At 64.8% G+C, this 15,995-nt stretch carries 17 protein-coding genes, 1 tRNA gene and 1 riboswitch; of the genes, 16 read left to right on the top strand and 2 right to left on the bottom strand.

All coding sequences use genetic code 11. The features are described 5' to 3' along the window. Nucleotides 1-118: 118 nt before the first annotated feature. Nucleotides 119-194, bottom strand: a tRNA-Ala gene (locus AB1781_04360). A gap of 126 nt (nt 195-320) precedes the next feature. Beyond that, nucleotides 321-659 (bottom strand): TIGR02300 family protein, encoded by a 339-nt coding sequence (locus tag AB1781_04355; GenBank protein ID MEW5703805.1) that lies wholly within the window; start codon nt 657-659, stop codon nt 321-323. A gap of 180 nt (nt 660-839) precedes the next feature. On the opposite strand from AB1781_04355, the gene aroA reads away from it, so the two are divergent. The 16 genes from aroA to folE all read left to right on the top strand — a co-directional run bounded on the left by aroA (nt 840) and on the right by folE (nt 15,951). Next, nucleotides 840-2,180, top strand: a complete 1,341-nt coding sequence (gene aroA / locus AB1781_04350; protein ID MEW5703804.1) for a 3-phosphoshikimate 1-carboxyvinyltransferase — start codon at nt 840-842, stop codon at nt 2,178-2,180. Beyond that, a complete protein-coding gene (gene cmk / locus AB1781_04345; protein MEW5703803.1) occupies nt 2,181-2,852 on the top strand; it encodes a (d)CMP kinase in 672 nt (223 codons plus the stop codon). A gap of 53 nt (nt 2,853-2,905) precedes the next feature. Then, entirely contained in the window at nt 2,906-4,747 is a 1,842-nt protein-coding gene (rpsA, locus tag AB1781_04340) for a 30S ribosomal protein S1 (protein MEW5703802.1), read from the top strand. A 52-nt stretch (nt 4,748-4,799) separates the two neighbouring features. Beyond that, nucleotides 4,800-5,708, top strand: a complete 909-nt coding sequence (gene sppA / locus AB1781_04335) for a signal peptide peptidase SppA (protein ID MEW5703801.1) — start codon at nt 4,800-4,802, stop codon at nt 5,706-5,708. Between the two features lie 61 nt (nt 5,709-5,769). Then, the gene (locus AB1781_04330) at nt 5,770-6,054 is read left to right on the top strand and encodes an integration host factor subunit beta (GenBank protein MEW5703800.1); all 285 of its coding nucleotides are present in this window, start codon (nt 5,770-5,772) and stop codon (nt 6,052-6,054) included. 53 nt (nt 6,055-6,107) lie between these two features. Further along, a complete protein-coding gene (locus AB1781_04325) occupies nt 6,108-6,452 on the top strand; it encodes a LapA family protein (protein MEW5703799.1) in 345 nt (114 codons plus the stop codon). A 117-nt stretch (nt 6,453-6,569) separates the two neighbouring features. Then, complete coding sequence (gene pyrF, locus AB1781_04320) at nt 6,570-7,307, top strand: orotidine-5'-phosphate decarboxylase (GenBank protein MEW5703798.1); 738 nt, start codon at nt 6,570-6,572, stop codon at nt 7,305-7,307. Beyond that, entirely contained in the window at nt 7,304-7,942 is a 639-nt protein-coding gene (locus tag AB1781_04315; GenBank protein MEW5703797.1) for a phosphoribosylanthranilate isomerase, read from the top strand. Before pyrF ends, AB1781_04315 begins: the two co-directional genes overlap by 4 nt. 25 nt (nt 7,943-7,967) lie before the next feature. Further along, on the top strand, nt 7,968-9,194 hold the full coding sequence (trpB, locus tag AB1781_04310; protein MEW5703796.1) for a tryptophan synthase subunit beta: 1,227 nt from the start codon (nt 7,968-7,970) through the stop codon (nt 9,192-9,194). Next, entirely contained in the window at nt 9,191-10,078 is an 888-nt protein-coding gene (trpA, locus tag AB1781_04305; GenBank protein MEW5703795.1) for a tryptophan synthase subunit alpha, read from the top strand. The genes trpB and trpA overlap by 4 nt, the downstream gene beginning before the upstream one ends. Further along, a complete protein-coding gene (accD, locus tag AB1781_04300; protein ID MEW5703794.1) occupies nt 10,075-10,980 on the top strand; it encodes an acetyl-CoA carboxylase, carboxyltransferase subunit beta in 906 nt (301 codons plus the stop codon). The genes trpA and accD overlap by 4 nt, the downstream gene beginning before the upstream one ends. Before the next feature lie 26 nt (nt 10,981-11,006). Next, on the top strand, nt 11,007-12,344 hold the full coding sequence (locus AB1781_04295) for a Mur ligase family protein (GenBank protein ID MEW5703793.1): 1,338 nt from the start codon (nt 11,007-11,009) through the stop codon (nt 12,342-12,344). Nucleotides 12,345-12,357: 13 nt separating this feature from the next. Then, nucleotides 12,358-13,371: a radical SAM protein gene (locus tag AB1781_04290; GenBank protein MEW5703792.1), complete on the top strand. Its 1,014-nt coding sequence runs from the start codon at nt 12,358-12,360 to the stop codon at nt 13,369-13,371. Nucleotides 13,372-13,423: 52 nt separating this feature from the next. After that, a riboswitch (SAM riboswitch) is annotated at nt 13,424-13,502 on the top strand. 69 nt (nt 13,503-13,571) lie between these two features. Beyond that, a complete protein-coding gene (gene metZ / locus AB1781_04285; GenBank protein ID MEW5703791.1) occupies nt 13,572-14,768 on the top strand; it encodes an O-succinylhomoserine sulfhydrylase in 1,197 nt (398 codons plus the stop codon). A 94-nt stretch (nt 14,769-14,862) separates the two neighbouring features. Then, nucleotides 14,863-15,255 carry a Co2+/Mg2+ efflux protein ApaG gene (apaG, locus tag AB1781_04280; protein ID MEW5703790.1) on the top strand — a complete coding sequence of 131 codons (393 nt, stop codon included), beginning with the start codon at nt 14,863-14,865 and terminating at the stop codon, nt 15,253-15,255. Between the two features lie 54 nt (nt 15,256-15,309). Next, a complete protein-coding gene (gene folE / locus AB1781_04275; protein ID MEW5703789.1) occupies nt 15,310-15,951 on the top strand; it encodes a GTP cyclohydrolase I FolE in 642 nt (213 codons plus the stop codon). Nucleotides 15,952-15,995 lie beyond the last annotated feature (44 nt).

The following is a 15,995-nucleotide window of genomic DNA, read 5'->3' as shown; positions in this document are numbered from 1 at the left end:
CGGCGCCCGGCCGGGCGGCCCCCTTGGGGCGCCGCCACGCTTAAGGATTTAGGGAAGAAGAGCCGAAATTCAAGGGACGGGATCGTAGTTTCGGTGCTTTGGCGCCTCGGCGGCGGGGTGGTGGAGCCAGGGGGAGTCGAACCCCCGACCTCTACAATGCCATTGTAGCGCTCTCCCAACTGAGCTATGGCCCCAGGTCCGGTTGCCGCCTCTCCGGTCCCAGCCTCGAACCCTTGGTCGAAGGCCGGGGGGGTGGCGGCGGAACTAAGGGAAAGTAGTGAGCCGCAAGGCGGCAGGGCAAGCGAAAAAGGAAAAGGCCTTCAGACCTCTTCGATTTCGATGGCCGTGTCGAGGACCTTTGTCACGTCCTCCGATTCGTCGTCCAACTCGGAAGCGTCCTCGATGATCTCGTCCTCTTCGTCATCCGTCTCGACGTTTTCGAGATCATCTTCTTCAAGCTCCGCCTTGGCGGGAGGGGCTTTCTGCACCGGGTCCGCCGCCGGTTTCTTTGCCTTGCGGCTGCGACGCGGCTTCGCGGCCGTCTCGCTTGGCGCTTCCGTCCCGCACTTCGGGCAGACGACCGGCGCGGCGCTCATGTCGTAATATCGTATTCCGCAGCTCAAGCAGAGATGCTTGGCGCCCCACTCCGGCTTTCCCACGTGATGCTCATCCTAAATTAAGTACAATTGCCCACGCCCTTTGCCATGATCAACCGCGTCTGTCAAAACGAATTTGAAGGTTGGGCGTTCTATCTTGCGACATCTCGCGACGCATGGCGCGGTGGCCGGGGATTGTGTTAGAGACACGGGCGAGAGCCCTCTCTCGATCGGGAGTTCTGCATGCGTCCGCTTCAATCCCTGGCCGCCGCTCCGCTGCAGGGCGTGGTGCCCGTGCCGGGAGACAAATCCATTTCGCACCGGGCGCTCCTGCTGGCCGCCCTCGCCGTCGGCGACACCACGATCGCGGGCTTGCTGGCCGGAGAAGACGTGCAGCGGACGGCGGCGGCGCTCCGCCAGCTTGGCGTCGGGGTGGTGGAAAGCGCTCCCGGCGTTTGGCGCGTGGAGGGGGTTGGCATCGGCGGCCTCGCCGAACCCGATGCCGTTCTCGATCTCGGCAATTCCGGCACCGGCGTCCGGTTGCTGGCGGGCGTGCTCGCCACCCACCCTTTTGCGAGTTTTCTCACCGGGGACGCGTCGCTTTGCCGGCGGCCGATGGGCCGGGTCGTCGCGCCGCTCATGCAAATGGGGGCCAATTTCGTCTGCCGTTCCGGCGAGCGGCTGCCGATGGCGGTGGTGGGGGCAAGGGCGGCGCTGCCAATCGCCTACACCCTGCCCGTCGCCTCGGCCCAGGTGAAATCGGCCATTTTGTTGGCCGGCCTCAACGCGCCGGGCCGCACGACGGTCGTCGAGCCACAACCGACCCGCGATCATACCGAGCGCCTGCTGCGCCATTTCGGCGCCACCCTTCGCGTCTCGGACATGCCGGACGGCCGACGGGTGATCGAGCTCGACGGCCAGCCGGAACTGGTGGCGCGCGACGTCACGGTGCCGGCGGACCCGTCCTCGGCCGCCTTTCTCGCCGTGGCGGCGCTGCTCGTCCCGGGTTCGCACGTCACCCTCGAAGGAATTGGCGCCAACCCCTTGCGCACCGGTCTCTATACGACACTTCAGGAGATGGGCGCCGCGCTCGAGTGGCGGAACCTTCGCGAAGCGTGCGGCGAGCCCGTCGCCGATCTTCTCATCCGGGCGTCCTTGCTGGTCGGCGTCGAGGTGCCGGCCGCGCGCGCGCCTTCCATGATCGACGAATACCCGATCCTGGCCGTGGCCGCCGCCGCCGCGAAGGGGGTGACGGTCCTGAACGGCTTGGCCGAACTGCGCGTGAAGGAAAGCGACCGGCTCACCACCATCGCCGAAGGTTTGCGTCTTTGCGGGGTTGATGTCGAGGTGGGCCGGGACCGGCTTGTCGTTCACGGGTGCGGGGGAAGGCCGCGCGGCGGCGGTACCGTCTCCACCCGCCTCGATCACCGGATCGCGATGGCGTTTCTCGTCCTCGGCATGGTTTCCGAGCGCCCCGTGCGGGTGGACGACGCCAGCCCCATCGAGACGAGCTTTCCAGGCTTCGTCGCGCTCATCAATCGGATCGGTGGGCGTCTCACCGAGGACGACGGAAAGGAAGCTTAGGTGACGGAACGCCCCTTCGTGGTCGCCATTGACGGGCCGGCGGCCTCGGGCAAGGGAACGCTTGCCCGCCGCCTTGCCGCCGCCCTCGATCTTGCCCATCTCGACACCGGCCTCTTTTACCGGGCGATCGGCCTGGCCATCCTCCGCGCCGGCCAGGCGCCCTCCGACGAGGCGGCGGCGGTTGCCGCCGCCCAAGGGCTTGCGCCGGAAGCCCTCGAGGACCCCGAACTTCGCCAGGACCACGTTGCCGAGGCGGCGACCAAGGTGGCCGCGCTTCCGGCGGTCCGGGCCTGTCTTTTGCCCTTGCAGCGGGCCTTTGCCGCCTGCCCGCCGGTGGGTAAAAAGGGGGTCGTCGTCGAGGGGCGGGACATCGGAACCGTCGTCCTGCCCGCCGCGAACGCCAAGCTTTTTCTGACGGCAAGCTTGGAAATCCGGGCGGAACGGCGTCTTAAGGAGTTGCGGGAACGGGGTGTGAAGGGTATACGTAGCCGGATTTTGCGGGAGATGCGGGAGCGCGACCAGCGGGATGCAACCCGTGCCATCGCCCCCCTTCGTCCCGCCGAGGACGCGGTAACGCTCGATACGACCGAACTTGATGCGGATGCCGCCTTCGAAGCCGCGATGAAAATCATTCGATCGCAGCGGCAGCGTGCCGACAAGGATAGGCCTTGACGGGCGGCTACAGTATCGGAGCCGCCGTTGCGACGGGAAGAGGAAGAAAATACGTGTCGGAACATTTGCTATCCGGAGAGCATTCTCCGGCCACCAAGGAAAGCTTTGCCGCCCTGCTGGACGAGTCTCTGGGCGTTCACGAACGCCTCGAAGGCAGCGTCGTCCAGGGTACCATTCTGGGCATTGAAAACGACCTCGTTCTCATCGACGTCGGGCTTAAGGCGGAAGGCTATGTGTCGCTCCGGGAATTCGCCGAGCCGGGTCAGCCGCCGGAGGTCAAGATCGGCGACATCATCGACGTCTATCTTGTTCGTATGGAGAACAAGAACGGCGAGGCGATTTTAAGCCGCGAGAAAGCCCGCCGCGAGGAAGCCTGGAATCACCTGGAGAAGGCCTTCAAGGAGGGCCGCCACGTGACGGGCACGATTTTCGGTCGGGTGAAAGGCGGCTTCACGGTGGACCTGACTGGGGCCGTTGCCTTCCTGCCGGGCAGCCAGGTGGACCTACGTCCGATCCGCGACGTCAACCACCTGATGGGCAATTCGCAGACCTTCCAGATTCTGAAGATGGACCGCCGCCGCAGCAATATCGTCGTTTCGCGCCGGGCCGTGCTCGAAGAATCCCGCGCCGAGGCGCGCTCCGACCTCATCTCGAGCCTGCAAGAAGGGCAAGTTCGCGAGGGCGTCGTGAAAAACATCACCGACTACGGCGCCTTCGTCGATCTGGGCGGCGTGGACGGGCTTCTCCACGTGACGGACATCGCCTGGCGGCGGGTTAATCACCCCTCCGAGGTGTTGGGTATCGGCGAAACCATCAAGGTGAAGGTCATCCGCTTCAACGCGGAAACCCAGCGTATCAGCCTCGGCATGAAACAGCTGGAGGCGGACCCCTGGGGGGGCGTCGAGTCGAAATACCAGATCGGCAGCGTCCTCAAGGGCCGTGTGACGAACATCACCGACTACGGCGCCTTCGTCGAATTGGAGCCGGGCGTCGAAGGGCTCGTCCACGTTTCGGAGATGAGCTGGACGAAGAAAAACGTGCACCCCGGCAAAATCGTTTCCACGAGCCAGGAAGTCGAGGTCAAGGTGCTAGACGTTGACCGCGAGCGCCGCCGCATCAGCCTCGGCCTCAAACAGTGTATGCCGAATCCGTGGGAGGCGTTCCGCGAGGCCTGTCCGCAAGGCTCGGTCATCGAGGGTGAGATCAAGAACATCACCGAGTTCGGCATGTTCATCGGCTTGACCGAGGATATCGACGGCATGGCGCATCTTTCCGATTTGGATTGGGCGCGGCCGGGCGAGGAGGTGCTTGCCGAATACAAGAAGGGGGATCGCGTCAAGGTGAAGATCCTGGAAGTGGATGCCGAAAAGGAACGTGTCAGTCTCGGTATCAAGCAGCTGACCGAAGACCCCTACCGCGCCGATGCCGGGGAACTGAAGAAGGGCAGCCGGGTCACCTGCACGGTGACGGCCGTTCAGGACAAAGGAATCGAGGTTCGGGTCGGAGACCAGATCACGACGTTTATCCGCAAGGGCGACCTTTCGCGGGATCGCAGCGAGCAACGGCCGGACCGTTTTGCCGCTGGCGATAAGGTGGACGCGCTGGTGACGGCCTTCGACGCGAATAGCCGCAAGCTCTCGCTCTCGATCAAGGCACTCGAGGTGCAGGAAGAAAAGCACGCGATGGCCCAGTACGGTTCCTCCGACAGCGGCGCCAGCCTTGGCGACATTCTGGGGGCCGCCTTCAACAAGAGGTCCGCCGAGAAGGCGAAGGAAGGGGCCGAAAAGAAGGTGGCGGCAAAGAAGCCGGAGAAGACCGAGAAAAAGGCCGCGAAGAAAGCCCTGGAAGAATTGGATTCCGCCGAGGAGACGGAGGAAGAAACCTCCACTCGGTGACGTCCGCCGCGGCGGCGCGCTGCCCGGGCGGCCCATGTTTCGCGGGAGGCTCATGTCCCTGGATTCGGATGCCCGGATTGACCGTCAAAGCCTGAAGCGGCGGCTTGCCTTCTGGCAGGTTCTCGCCGTGCTCGCCTTGGCCCTCCTCCTTCTTGGGGCGGCCGGCCGGCTGTGGGCGCCGGTGCGCGGCCCCTACATCGCCAGACTCGATATTTCCGGCGTCATCGTCAATGACCGCGACCGCGAGGAAACCTTGCGGAAAATCGCGCAAGACGATCGCATCCGCGCACTCCTCGTCCATATCGACAGCCCCGGCGGCACGATGGTTGGCGGCGAGGCGCTCTATCGGGCCCTGCGCCGGGTCGCTGTGCGCAAGCCCGTCGTCGCCGTCCTAGATACGGTCGCGGCTTCCGGCGGCTACATGGTGGCGATCGCCACCGACCATATCGTTGCCCGCGAAGGTACGGTTACCGGTTCGATCGGCGTTATTTTCCAGACCGCCGAGATCACGACGCTGCTGGAAAGGCTCGGCATCGAGACGGCGGCGATCAAAAGCGCGCCCTTGAAAGCCGCCCCCTCGCCCCTTGAAAAACTTACTCCGGAGGTGCGGGAAGCCACCCAGGTTCTGGTCGATGACATGTTCGCGCTTTTCATCGACATGGTGGCCGAGCGCCGCGGTATGGGCCGGGAGGAGGCCCGCGCGCTGGCCGATGGGCGGGTGTTCACCGGCCGCCAGGCGCTTGCCAACCGGCTGGTTGACGCCTTGGGCGGCGAAGAGGAGGGTCTTGCCTGGCTCGGCCGGGAACGCGGCCTCGATGCAGGCCTTCCCATCCGCGACATCGCCCCCCCTGAGTCGCCGTTGTGGCGCTGGGCGGTTGAGGGATTCCTTGGAAAAACGGTTTTTTCTGAACGGCTTACCCTTGACGGCCTAGTTGCGCTCTGGCACCCTCAATTGCCGTAACTCGCTGGCCGTGCCGATCGGGAGGCGGAGAGGGACTCAAGAAGCGAGGAGCCTATCAGCCATGACAAAATCGGAATTGATTCAGCACCTCGCTGAGCAAAGCCCCCATCTCTACCAGCGCGATATCGAACGCGTGGTGGCCACCATCTTCGACGAGATCACGTCCGCCCTCGCCAACGGCGAGCGGGTGGAGTTGCGCGGCTTCGGGGCGTTTTCCGTGAAACGCCGGGACGCCCGGGTAGGGCGGAACCCGCGAACCGGCGAGACCGTCAAAGTGGCTGAAAAATACATCCCCTTCTTCAAGACCGGCAAAGAACTTCGGGAACGGCTGAACGGCAAGGCCTGATCGGCGGCAGCTTCGTCCGAATCTCACATTTTCCGCCGGAACGGGACCAAAGCATGCGATTTTTGGCTCGGTTTTTCGCCTTCGCCTTTGCCCTTTTTGCCGTCCTCTTTGCGGTTACCAATCACGGCGGACTCACGCTTCGGCTATGGCCTTTCCCTTATGTCGTGACACTGCCCGTCTACGCGGCGGTGCTGGGTTCTGCCGCCCTCGGGTTCCTTGTCGGTCTCCTCGCCATCTGGCCTGCTCTCCACCGCGCCCGGCGGGATTTTCGGCGGGAGGCCCGGGCGCTGGCCGGCCTCGAAGAGGAGGCGGCGCGGCTGCGGACCCGTTTCGGGGAAGCGGATGCGCCGCCGCGTTCGGGCTTCCGGCGGTTTCTGTCGGGGGACGGCGATCCTTAGAACCTTCCGCCGGGCGGGGTTTGCGCCGATCTGCTATAACCGCCTGGCTGCTACAAACTCCGGCCCGCCCGCCAAGGGCGCCTTTCCGGAAGCCGCTTTGCACGAGGGCCTCGACCCATGAACGGTGGTGATCCCGCCCGGCGAATTTTCTGTGCGATCGACACGGCCGATCTGGCCAAGGCGAAGGCGCTTGCCCTTGCGCTTGCCGGCCATGTTGGCGGCATCAAGCTCGGCCTCGAATTCTTCACCAAGTTCGGGCCGGAAGGTGTGCGCGCCTTGGTTTCGTCCGCGCCGCTTTTCCTAGACCTCAAATACCACGATATCCCGAACACGGTGGCGGGTGCGGTCGGCGCCGCCGTCGGCTTGCAACCGGCTTTCCTGACCCTGCACACGACGGGCGGGGAGGCCATGCTGCGGGCGGCGGCCGCGGCGGCGGCGCAGGCGGCGGCGGCGGCGAAGGTCGCGCCACCCCGCCTTCTCGGGGTGACGGTGCTGACCAGTCTCGACGTCGGCGATCTTGAGGCGGTCGGCCTCAAGGGACCGCCGGAGGAACGCGCGCTTCGCCTGGCCGAACTTGCCAAACGCGCCGGCCTCGACGGCGTTGTCGCCTCGGCCCATGAGGTGAGGCGGATCCGGGAAACGCTTGGCAAGGATTTCACGCTCGTCGTGCCAGGCATCCGGCCCGCCTTCGCCGGTGCTGACGACCAGAAACGCGTCACGACCCCGGCCGAGGCGATCGCCGCCGGTGCCGACATCCTCGTCATCGGGCGGCCGATCACCGAAGCCGCCGACCCATGGGAGGCCGTCCGCAAGATCGCCCTAGAGATTGACGGCGAGATTGGCGGCGTCCGATGACGGTCGAGGCGAAAATCTGCGGCGTTACGACGCCGGAGGCGCTCCGTGCCGCGGCCAAGGGCGGCGCCCGCTTCGTCGGCTTCGTTTTTTATGCGCCTTCGCCTCGCCATCTGACGCCGGAGGCGGCGCTGGCTTTGACCGAGGCCGCCCTTCCGCCGGTCGGGAAGGTGGGGCTTTTCGTGGACGCGGCGGACGAGGCGATCGCCAAGGTGGTGACGCGGGTGCCGCTCGATCTCTTGCAGCTTCACGGGTCGGAAAGCCCGGCCCGCGTCGCCGCCATCCGCAAACGCTTCCATCTGCCGGTCATGAAGGCGATCCGGCTCGGCGCGGCCGCCGACGTCGGCGAAGCGAAGCCCTATGAGGAAGTTGCCGACCGGCTTCTCTTCGACGCCAAGGGAACGCCCGGCAGCCTTCCGGGCGGTACGGGGCAAGCGTTTGAATGGGAATGGCTTTCCGGCTATCAAGGGCGGCTTCCATGGGTGTTGTCGGGGGGGCTCAACGCCTCTAATGTGGCGAAAGCCGTCCGCCGGAGCGGGGCGCGGTCGGTCGATGTTTCCTCCGGCGTCGAGGACACGCCGGGTCACAAGGACCCGGCGCTTATCGCCGAGTTCCTCTCGGTGCTTACCAGCCTTTAACGTCGGAGTGGGGATAAGGGCGCGCATGACAAGCAGGGCAGAGCGGAAGATCAACACCTTCCGCGGCGGGCCGGACACGGCGGGGCATTTTGGAATCTTCGGCGGGCGTTTCGTCGCGGAAACGCTGATGCCGCTTGTCCTCGAAGTGGAGAAGGCCTACGCGGCGGCAAAGAAGGACCCGGCCTTCGCCCGCGAGCTTGCCTACTATCTAAAATACTACGCCGGCCGGCCGAGCCCGCTTTACTTTGCGGAAGGCTTTACCCGTCACCTCGGCGGCGCCAAGATTTATTTCAAGCGGGACGAGCTCAACCACACCGGCGCCCACAAGATCAACAACTGCATCGGCCAGGCGTTGCTGGCGCGCCGGATGGGTAGGACGCGCATCATCGCCGAGACCGGCGCCGGCCAGCACGGGGTGGCGACGGCGACCGTCTGCGCGCTGTTCGGTCTCCGCTGCCGCATCTACATGGGAAAGGTGGACATCGAGCGGCAATCGCCGAACGTCTTCCGCATGAAACTTTTGGGTGCGGAGGTGGTGCCGGTTACGTCCGGTTCGGCGACACTCAAGGACGCGATGAACGAGGCGCTGCGCGACTGGGTGGCGAACGTCGAGGACACCTACTACCTGATCGGCACGGCGGCCGGACCGCACCCGTACCCGGAGATGGTGCGTGATTTCCAGTCCGTGATCGGCGGCGAGACGAAGAAGCAACTTCAGGAAGCCGAAGGCCGCGGCCCGGATACGCTGGTTGCCTGCATCGGCGGCGGTTCGAACGCAATCGGCCTTTTCCATCCTTTCCTCGATGACCGCGACGTGCGGATGATCGGGGTCGAGGCGGCCGGCAAGGGTCTGGAGAGCGGCGCCCACGCCGCCTCCATCTCGGCCGGCTCGCCCGGCGTGCTGCACGGCAACCGGACTTACCTGTTGCAGGACGCGGACGGCCAGATCCAAAACGCCCATTCGATCTCGGCCGGCCTCGACTACCCCGGCATCGGGCCGGAACACGCCTGGCTTCACGAGGCGGGCCGCGTCGAATACGTCGCGGTCACGGATTGGGAGGCGTTGGAGGCCTTCCGGTTGTGCGCGCGCACGGAAGGCATCCTTCCGGCGCTGGAGCCGGCCCACGCGCTGGCCCATGTCGCCAAGGTGGCGCCGGGCCTGGCCAAGGACCACCTCCTCGTCATGAACCTGTGCGGCCGTGGCGACAAGGACATCTTCACGGTGGCCGCGGCCTTGGGGGTTGAACTTTGAAGGCCGCCCCGAAACACCCGAAGGCGGGCCGGGTCGCCCGCCGTTTCGCCGCCCTTGCCGAAGAAGGGCGCGCCGCTTTCATTCCATTCGTCACGGCGGGGGATCCGGACCCGGAGACCGCGCTCGCCATTCTTCGGGGCCTGCCCGGAGCGGGTGCGGATCTGATCGAGCTCGGCATGCCGTTCTCCGACCCGATGGCGGACGGCCCCGCCATCCAGGCCAGCTCGGCGCGCGCGCTTAAGGCCGGCGCCAGCCTGAAGCGCACGCTCGGTCTGGTGCGCGCGTTCCGCGAGGAAGATTCCAAGACGCCGCTCATTTTGATGGGCTACTACAACCCGATCTACGTGTACGGTGTGGATGCGTTTTTGAAGGATGCGCTCGCCGCCGGCGTCGATGGGTTGATCGTCGTCGACCTGCCGCCGGAGGAGGACCGCGAGCTTTGCCTGCCGGCCGCGGCGGTCGGTCTCCCCTTCATCCGGCTGGCCAGCCCGACGACGGACGCGGCGCGCCTGCCGAAGGTCCTCACGAACGCCAGCGGCTTCCTTTACTACATCGCGATTGCCGGCGTTACCGGTACCAAGGCGGCCCCCGGCGCCGCCGTCGCAAAGGCCTTGCGGTTCCTGCGCCGGCATACGGATCTTCCGATCGCGGTCGGGTTCGGCATCCGCACGCCCGACGTGGCCGCCGAGATCGCCGGCCATGCCGATGCGGTGGTCGTCGGTTCCGCCATCGTCGAAAGAATCAAGGAAGGACTCTCCGCCGGGCAATCGTCAGGCGAGCTTGCGGCCGGCGTTCTTCGCTTCGTAGGTGAGCTTGCGGCCGGCGTCCGCCACGCCATCCGCCGGCCAGAAACGCGAACTTCCAGAAAGGACGTTGTGGCATGAACTGGCTTCGTAATTTCGTGCGCCCGAAGATACAGGCCTTCGTTCGCAAAAAAGACATGCCGGAGAATCTTTGGGAGACGTGCCCGGAATGCGGGCAGATGCTTTTCCGCCGCGAACTGGAGGCAAATCTGCGGGTATGCCAGGAATGCGGTTTCCATATGCGGCTGGGGCCGGAGATGCGTCTCAAGATGCTGTTCGATCAGGGGGCGTACAAAAAGATCGAACTTCCGGAAGCGCCGGCGGACCCCCTCAAATTCCGAGACAGGCGGCGCTATTTGGATCGGCTGAAGGACGCCCGGAGCAAGACCGGCGCCAAGGATGCCGTCGTCGTCGCCCATGGCCGGATCGGCGGGGTCAACACCGTCGTCGCCGCCTTCAATTTTGATTTCCTGGGCGGCTCCATGGGCGCGGCCGTGGGCGAGGCGATCCTCACGGCAGCCCGGCTTGCCGTGCTGCAGGAAGCGCCGCTTGTCATCGTTCCCGCCTCCGGGGGGGCGCGGATGCAGGAAGGTGCGATTTCGCTCATGCAGATGGCGCGGACGACGGTTGCCGTCAAGGAAGTCAAGGAGGCGGGCCTGCCCTACGTCGTCGTTCTGACCAACCCGACGACGGGTGGGGTGACGGCTTCCTTCGCCATGCTGGGCGACGTGACGCTCGCCGAACCGGGCGCGGTCATCGGCTTTGCGGGGGTGCGCGTAATCGAGGTGACAATTCGCGAATCGCTTCCGGAGGAATTCCAGCGGTCGGAATACCTTCTCAAGCACGGCATGATCGATATGGTCGTGCCGCGAAGCAAGCTTCGCGACACGCTGGCGCGCATTCTCGGCATTCTGTCCAACCGTGGACCGGCGGCGGATATCGTTCCTATCGCGTGGACGGAAGTGCAGCCCTCTCCGGATTGATTCGTGCCGCAAGCTTTGGTGCACACTTGACGCGGACGGTAGACCCGATTCTCGAACGGTTATCGGCGCTTCACCCGAAAGCAATTGATCTTTCGCTGCATCGGATAAGGCGCCTGCTCGCCACCCTTGGCCACCCGGAGGCTATGCTGCCGCCCGTCGTGCACGTGGCGGGCACCAATGGGAAAGGTTCCGTCGTCGCTTTCTTAGGCGCGATCCTAGAGGCGGGCGGCCTTCGCGTGCATCGCTATACATCTCCCCATCTCGTTCGTTTTCACGAACGGATTTGCCTGGCGAGCCGCCCGATAGGGGAGGCGGATCTTCTCCGCCTGCTTAAGCGTTGCGAGGGGGCGAACGAAGGCAAACCTATCACCTTCTTCGAGATCACGACCGCCGCCGCCTTTCTCGCCTTCGCGGAAGCGAGGACGGCGGCCGACGCGCTGCTTCTCGAAACCGGTCTCGGCGGCCGGCTGGACGCAACGAACCTCGTGCCGCGCCCCCTCCTTGTAGTGCTGACGCCGATCGCCATCGATCATACGCAGTATCTCGGCACCACCCTTTCGGAAATCGCCGCCGAGAAGGCGGCAATCTTAAAGCCCGGCGTGCCCGCTGTCGTCGGCCCGCAAACCGCGGCGGCGGCACGGGTGATCGAAGCGCAAGCCGCGGCGACGGGATCGCTCCTTTTCCGGGAGGGCCGCGAATGGCGAGCCGAGAAAACCGCGTCCGGCATGATCTATCGGGAAGGGGGCCTGGAAATCGCCCTGCCGCCGCCCGCCCTTCCCGGCGATCACCAGATCGCGAACGCCGGCACCGCCCTTGCCGCCGCCCGCCGGCTCGAACGCTTTGCCATCGGCCCGCGCGCCTTGGCCGAAGGCCTGCGGCAGGCGAAATGGCCGGCACGCCTGCAGCGGATCGGCGAAGGGCCGCTCGCCGACCTTTTACCGCCCGGCGCTGAGCTTTGGCTGGACGGCGGCCACAACCCGGCCGCTGCGGAAGCCTTGGCGGCCTGGGCAAAGGCGGGGGGGCGCCCGCTTTTTCTTATCGTCGGCATGCTGAACACGAAGGACCCGGTTCGCTTTTTGCAGGCGCTGGCGCCCCAGGCAGCCGCCCTGGCCGCGGTGCCGATCCGGAAAAGTGCCGCCGCCCTTCCGCCGGCGGAGTTGGTGGCGGCGGCCCGCCGCGCCGGAATCGCCAAGGCTTGGGTTGCGGACAGCCCGGCTGCTGCCATTCGCGGATTCGTGAAAAGCGAGTCGCAACCGAAGATTCTGATCGCCGGCTCGCTTTACCTGGCGGGCGAGGTGCTGGAAGCGATGGAAGAAGCGATGGAAGAAGGGACGGCGAGCGCCGGTTCCGGCGGGATCGGCTGAAAGTTTTTGTACCGTGACGCATGGCCTTGCGGGGCGCTTCCGGCTACAATTCGCGCCGATGCACCATTCCGCCCTTGCTTGTCCATCCCCCGCCCTCGATCCAGGCAAGTTCCGCGACCCAATGGTGACCGCGGACGGAAAGTCGCGGGCCACCGTGCCGTTCGCCGGCCTCAAGACGCTTTGGATCAACACCGGCACGCTTTGCAATCTCACCTGCGCGCATTGCTACATCGAATCGTCACCGAAGAACGACCGGCTGGCCTATATCACCGCTTCGGAAGTGGCGGTCTATCTTGATGAAATCGCGGCGGGGCGGCTGCCGACGGAAGAGATCGCCTTCACCGGCGGCGAGCCCTTCCTCAACCCTGACCTCCTTGAGATGCTTCGGGGCGCGCTTGGTCGCGGCTTCCGCGTCCTTGTTCTGACGAATGCGATGCGGCCCATGCGGCGCCACGGCGAGGCTTTGCTTGAACTGAAAGAAATCTTCGGGGAAAAGCTCGCGGTCCGGGTTTCGCTGGATCACTATGGGAAGGCGCCGCACGACAGGGAGCGCGGCGAAAACACATGGGAAAAAACACTCGACGGCCTCGTATGGCTTAGCCGGGCCGGCTTCAACGTCGGGGTCGCCGGCCGCACCTGCTGGGGCGAGAGCGAAGACGAAATGCGGGAAGGCTATGGCCGGCTTTTCCGCGAGCGCGGCGTTGCCGTCGCGGCACGGAATCCGCAAGCCCTGATTCTATTCCCCGAAATGGACGCGGCGCTGGACGTGCCGGAAATCACCGAAACTTGCTGGGAGACGTTGGGCATCGAGGCGACCTCGGTCATGTGCGCGTCCTCGCGCATGGTCGCCAAGCGCAAGGGCGCCACCCGTCCGGTCGTGCTGGCCTGCACGCTGATCGCCTACGATCCCGCCTTCGAGATGGGCGAAACGCTGGAAGAGGCGGCCGCCCAGGTTCAACTCAACCATCCGCATTGCGCGCGTTTTTGCGTGTTGGGCGGCAGCTCTTGCAGCCGGGGGGTCGCCTAAGCGCCGCCTTGCCGGAAAGGCCGCTTGACGGCGAGGCCTTCGATTTTTATGGTTTAGGCCCCGTGGTGATTTGTTCGACCGGCTTGCGGCCACGGAAAAGAAACCGCTAAAAGGTCCCTGGTAACGACCCTGACCCGGCGGGCAGGGTTTTTTCTCGGTTTCTTAGGTTTCCCTATGCCGCAAGGTTTGAGGAGCGCAGGATGGCGGAACGGAAACCCGATCAGGAAAACTGGCGGCCCAGCACGAAGCTTGTCCGTGGCGGGCAGCGCCGCACCCAATTTCAGGAAACCTGCGAGCCGCTTTTCCTGACCTCCGGCTACGTCTATGACGAGGCCGCGCAGGCGGAGATGGCCTTCAAGGGCGAGCTGGATCGCTACATCTATTCCCGCTTCAAGAATCCGACCGTCGCCATGTTCGAGGAGCGGATGGCGCTGCTCGAAGGCGCCGAGGTCTGCCACGCGACGGCGACCGGGATGGCGGCCGTCTTCGGCGCGTTTGCCGGCTATTTGCGGGCCGGGGACCGGCTGGTCGTTTCGCGCGCCCTGTTCGGCGCCTGCCGTTACGTCGCCTGCGACGTCATGCCGCGTTACGGGGTTGAGGTCGCCGTCGTTGACGGCACCGACCTTGACCAGTGGAAGCGCGCCTTAAGCCAAAAGACGAAGCTGGTGTTTATCGAATCGCCCTCGAACCCGACACTCGAGATCATCGACATACCCGCCGTCGCCAAGCTCGCCCACAAGGCGGGGGCGAAGCTCATCGTCGACAACGTCTTCGCCACGCCGGTTTTGCAGTCGCCTTTCGAACTGGGCGCCGACATCGTCGTTTACTCGGCGACGAAACACATCGACGGGCAAGGCCGCTGCCTGGGTGGGGCCATCCTGTGCAGCGCCGAATTCTCGGAGGAAAACTATATGCGTTTCCTGCGAAACACCGGGCCGGCTTTAAGCCCATTCAACGCGTGGCTGTTGCTGAAGGGGCTCGAGACGCTGGTCCTCCGCGTCGAAAAACATTGCGAGAACGCGCGCAAGATCGCCGCCTTCCTGGAAAAGGAAAGGCGGGTGACGAAGCTCTGCTACCCGGGCTTTCCGAGCCACCCTCAGTACGCCCTCGCCAAGGCCCAGATGAAGGACGCCGGCAGCGTCATCTCTTTCGAGATCAATGGCGGCAAAAAGGAGGCTTTCCGTTTCCTCGACTCGCTGAAACTGATCGATATCTCGAACAACCTCGGGGATACGAAAAGCCTGATCACGCACCCGGCGACGACAACCCACCAGAACGTCGAAAAGGAGGAGCGCCTTCGCATGGGAATAGGCGAAAATCTGATCCGGATTTCCATCGGCCTAGAGGACCCGGAAGACCTTCAGGAAGACCTTGCCCAGGCGTTCGAGACCCTTTAGGAAAAGGCGGGTTTCTTGGCGCGCTGGACATCGTTTTGGCGCGTCGTAGAATAGGGAAAGCCATCCTTTGGCACGCCAGGATGTTAGGAAGCGTATGTACACGGAGACCACCCGCTCGATCGAGGTAACGGTTGAGCCCATTTACCTCGAAGACCAGTCGGACCCGGAGTCCGCGCATTTCGTCTGGGCCTATCGCGTGCGGATCAAAAACCGCAGCAGCGAGACCGTCCAGTTGCTTAACCGTTACTGGCGGATCACGGACGCGCAGGGGCGTGTCCAGGAGGTGCGGGGCGCGGGCGTCGTCGGCGAACAGCCGGTCTTACGGCCAGGCGAGACCTTCGAATACACGAGCGGGACGCCGCTGCGCACATCCAGCGGGTTCATGATGGGGACCTATGAAATGGAATCGGAAAACGGCGAGGCCTTCGACATCACCATTCCGGCCTTCTCGCTGGACTCGCCCCATGAAAAAGCGCCCCTGCACTAGCGGAAAAGGCCGCTCTTGCCGGCCTTGCCGAACGAACGACAAAGGAAACGTAGCATGAGATCAAAGCCGACCACGTCCCGTCGCTCGCTTGCCGTCGCCTCGCCGCGGCCGGCGAAAGAAGAGGCGGAGGAGGCCGTCCGCATCTTGCTCCGCTGGGCCGGTGACGACCCGGCCCGCGAGGGGCTTCGGGACACGCCGGATCGCGTGACGCGGGCCTATCAGGAATATTTCTCCGGCTATAAGGAAGACCCGGTCGAGTTTCTTCAGAACATCTTCGAGGAGACGGACGGCTACGACGAGATGGTCGTGCTGCGCAACGTTCGTTTTGAATCGCACTGCGAACATCACGTTGCCCCGATCATTGGCGTTGCGCATGTTGCCTACCTGCCGAATCATCGCGTCGTCGGGATAAGCAAACTGGCCCGCGTCGTCGAGGTCTACGCCAAGCGGCTACAGATTCAGGAAAAAATGACCGTCCAGGTCGCAACCGCCATTCACGATGTTCTGGAACCGAAAGGCGTGGCTGTCGTGATCGAGGCAGAACACGAATGCATGACAACGCGCGGCATTCACAAGCCGGGTGTCGCAATGATCACCAGCCATATGATTGGCGCGTTTCGCGACGACCCGACAACCCGGCGCGAGTTTCTGGCGATGATTAGCCAGCCGCGGGGATTGCAATCCACCGCTTCGTGACCGGCGGGGGTGGCGGCCCGGGCTGGACAAGCGGCCCGGGTTTT

It is taken from the genome of Pseudomonadota bacterium, from assembly GCA_040752895.1.
GTDB lineage: Bacteria > Pseudomonadota > Alphaproteobacteria.
Note: the sequence above shows the minus strand (reverse complement) of the source record. Positions and strands in the feature narration are given on the sequence as shown.

Bases quoted from the DNA above. Each gene is read 5' to 3' on its own strand.
- aroA (MEW5703804.1), top strand. From the start codon at position 840: ATGCGTCCGCTTCAATCCCTGGCCGCCGCTCCGCTGCAGGGCGTGGTG.
- sppA (MEW5703801.1), top strand. From the start codon at position 4,800: ATGTCCCTGGATTCGGATGCCCGGATTGACCGTCAAAGCCTGAAGCGG.
- AB1781_04330 (MEW5703800.1), top strand. From the start codon at position 5,770: ATGACAAAATCGGAATTGATTCAGCACCTCGCTGAGCAAAGCCCCCAT.
- AB1781_04325 (MEW5703799.1), top strand. From the start codon at position 6,108: ATGCGATTTTTGGCTCGGTTTTTCGCCTTCGCCTTTGCCCTTTTTGCC.
- pyrF (MEW5703798.1), top strand. From the start codon at position 6,570: ATGAACGGTGGTGATCCCGCCCGGCGAATTTTCTGTGCGATCGACACG.
- AB1781_04315 (MEW5703797.1), top strand. From the start codon at position 7,304: ATGACGGTCGAGGCGAAAATCTGCGGCGTTACGACGCCGGAGGCGCTC.
- trpB (MEW5703796.1), top strand. From the start codon at position 7,968: ATGACAAGCAGGGCAGAGCGGAAGATCAACACCTTCCGCGGCGGGCCG.
- accD (MEW5703794.1), top strand. From the start codon at position 10,075: ATGAACTGGCTTCGTAATTTCGTGCGCCCGAAGATACAGGCCTTCGTT.
- metZ (MEW5703791.1), top strand. From the start codon at position 13,572: ATGGCGGAACGGAAACCCGATCAGGAAAACTGGCGGCCCAGCACGAAG.
- apaG (MEW5703790.1), top strand. From the start codon at position 14,863: ATGTACACGGAGACCACCCGCTCGATCGAGGTAACGGTTGAGCCCATT.
- folE (MEW5703789.1), top strand. From the start codon at position 15,310: ATGAGATCAAAGCCGACCACGTCCCGTCGCTCGCTTGCCGTCGCCTCG.